The organism is Candidatus Binatia bacterium, from assembly GCA_035631035.1.
Taxonomy (GTDB): domain Bacteria; phylum Eisenbacteria; class RBG-16-71-46; order SZUA-252; family SZUA-252; genus DASQJL01.
In genome coordinates this window covers 1-2506 of the sequence record DASQJL010000016.1, presented here as the reverse complement: position 1 = coordinate 2506, position 2506 = coordinate 1, and the positions used below count along the sequence as shown (strand labels likewise).

General features: G+C 70.7%; 3 protein-coding genes. 2 read left to right on the top strand and 1 reads right to left on the bottom strand.

Annotated elements, in window-relative coordinates:
* A partial coding sequence (locus tag VE326_01800; protein HYJ31930.1) for a DUF899 domain-containing protein occupies positions 1 to 498 on the bottom strand: 498 nt, incomplete at its 3' end.
* Positions 499 to 622: 124 nt separating this feature from the next.
* On the opposite strand from VE326_01800, the gene VE326_01795 reads away from it, so the two are divergent.
* Both VE326_01795 and VE326_01790 read left to right on the top strand, forming a co-directional pair.
* Entirely contained in the window at positions 623 to 1843 is a 1221-nt protein-coding gene (locus tag VE326_01795) for a helix-turn-helix domain-containing protein (GenBank protein HYJ31929.1), read from the top strand.
* 9 nt (positions 1844 to 1852) lie between these two features.
* On the top strand, positions 1853 to 2488 hold the full coding sequence (locus tag VE326_01790; protein ID HYJ31928.1) for a PQQ-binding-like beta-propeller repeat protein: 636 nt from the start codon (positions 1853 to 1855) through the stop codon (positions 2486 to 2488).
* Positions 2489 to 2506 lie beyond the last annotated feature (18 nt).

Genomic DNA, 2506 nt, shown 5'->3' with positions numbered 1-2506 from the left:
GCGCCGGTAGTTGTATTCGATCCCTTCCTTCTGCTGCTGCTCCTCGGAGAAGCCGACGCTGAAATCGGGGTTGAAGTCGCTGCCGTAGGATGACGCCCAGGGGAACGTCCAGCCGAGACGCTTCTTGTACGCCTGCAGCTTGGCGAGCGGCGCGCGGGAGACCGCCGTGAGCATGACGTCGTGGTTCGCCAGGTGAACGGCGATCCCGTTGAACCCGTCGGCGATGGCGGAGCAGGACGGGCAGCCCGCCTTGTAGTCGGGTCCGAACATGAAGTGGTAGACGAGGAGCTGCGAGCGGCCGCGGAAGAGATCCTTCAGCGACGCGCGCCCCTCGTCGGTGTCGAACTGGTACTCCTTGTCGATCCGGACCCACGGCAGCTCCTGACGGCGCCGCGCCAGCTCGTCGCTCTTTCGGGTGTGCTCCTTTTCCGCCTCGAGCAGGTCGAGGCGCGCGGCGAGCCATTCCTTGCGGGTGCCGGTCTTGTGCTTGGTCATCATCGCTCTGATCTCCTTCCTGGTGTCTCGGTCGCATCGCGGGATGCGACGGGGTGGCCGTGCATCATGGTATTAGTTAACGCCCGGACCTCCCAACGACAGGAGTGACAAGTGTGACGGGATTTCGATGGACTCGGTGATCGACGCGGCGGCGCGCGCGCTGGCGGCGGGGGATCCCCTGGGCGCGCTGCGGCGCGTGGCGCTGCGGGAAGACGCGCGCGCGCTGGCGTTGCGGGGGATCGCGATGGCGCAGCTTGGGGAGTTCGTGCGGGCCAAGGCCCTGCTGCGGCGGGCCGCGCGCGGGTTCGGGCCCAAGGAGGCCATCGCCCGCGCGAGGTGCGTGGTTGCGGAGGCCGAGGTCGCGCTGGCGTCCCGCGATCTGCGCTGGCCGGCGAGCGCCCTGGTTGCGGCACGGGCGACGCTGAAAAAGCACGGCGACCGGGCCAACGCCGACCACGCGCGGTACCTCGAGGTCCGGCGCCAGCTATTGATCGGCCGGCTGGACGCTGCGGAGCGAGGGCTGGCCGAGCTTCGCTCCGCGCTCTTGACGCCCGCGTCGAGGGCCGTCCACGAACTGATCGTCGCGGGGATCGCGATGCGACGGCTTCGGACGAAGGCGGCGCGCGCGGCGCTCGCGCGGGCCGAGCGCGCCTCGAGGGTCGCACGCATCCCCGCGCTGGCCGCCGAAGTCGAGCAGGCGTCCCTCGCCCTGAACGCGCCGGCCGCACGCCGAGTCGCGGGGGGCGAGGACAGGTTGTTGCGGCTGGACGAGGTGGAAGCCCTGCTGGCGTCGCGCGCGCTTGTGGTGGACGCCTGTCGGCGCGTCGTGCATGCCGACGGCCGTGCGGTTTCCCTCGCGAAGCGGCCGGTTTTGTTCGCGCTGCTCCGCGCTCTGGCGGAAGCCTGGCCCGGGGACGCGGACCGGGACGGGCTGGTCCTGCGCGCGTTTGGCGCGCGGCGGGCCGACGATTCCCATCGCGCGCGGTTGAGGGTCGAGATGGGACGTCTGCGCCGAGTTCTTCGGGGGACGGCCGGCGTGATCGCGACCAAACGTGGCTTCGCGCTCGAGCCGCGCCGCGCGCGCGAGGTGGTCGTGCTGGCGCCGCCGGTCGAAGGGGAGCACGCGGCCGTGCTCGCCCTCCTCGGCGACGGGGAGGCGTGGTCCAGCTCGGCCTTGGGGCTCGCGCTCGGGGCGAGCCAGCGCACGGTGCAGCGCGCGCTGGATGCACTGGCGGCCGCGGGGAAGGCGCATGCGATCGGCCGAGGACGTGCCCGGCGCTGGATGACCCCGCCCGTCCCGGGATTCACGACAGCCTTGTTGCTCCCCTCGTCGTTGCCGATCGACTAAGCTCAAGGGATGCGTCGTTTGCCCGCCGAGATCGTCCGCGAGTACGGCCCGTTTGCGGGTCTGCACATTGCGGGAGTCACGTTCGACGGCCAGAGCGTCTGGTTCGCGAGCGGGGACCGCGTGAACGCCCTCGATCCCGAGAGCGGCGCGGTCGTCCGCGCGATCGAGGTCCCCGCGCGCGCGGGGACGGCTTTCGACGGGCGGCATCTGTTCCAGATTGCCGACGGTCGCATCCAGAAGATCGATCTCAAGACCGGCAGCGTCGTGGGCACGATCCCCGCGCCGGAGGGTGGGGGCCATTCGGGGCTGACTTGGGCCGAGGGCTTTCTCTGGGTCGGGCAGCATCCGACGCGCAAGATCCACCAGATCGACCCCGAAACCGGAGCCGTTCTCCGCACCATCGAGTCCAACCGCTTCGTCACCGGCGTCACCTGGGTCGACGGCGAGCTGTGGCACGGCACTTGGGAAGGCGACGAGAGTGAGCTGCGGCGCATCGACTCGAGCAGTGGTGAAGTCCAGGAAACGCTGACGATGCCCGCGGACGTCAAGGTCTCCGGGCTCGAGGCGGACGGCGGCGACCGCTTCTACTGCGGGGGCGGCGGGTCCGGAAAAGTACGCGCGATACGGCGGCCGAAGCGTAGCTAGCCCAAGGCGTCAGTCGCC

Coding starts and splice junctions, on each gene's coding strand:
- VE326_01795 (HYJ31929.1), top strand. CDS start 623: ATGGACTCGGTGATCGACGCGGCGGCGCGCGCGCTGGCGGCGGGGGAT.
- VE326_01790 (HYJ31928.1), top strand. CDS start 1,853: ATGCGTCGTTTGCCCGCCGAGATCGTCCGCGAGTACGGCCCGTTTGCG.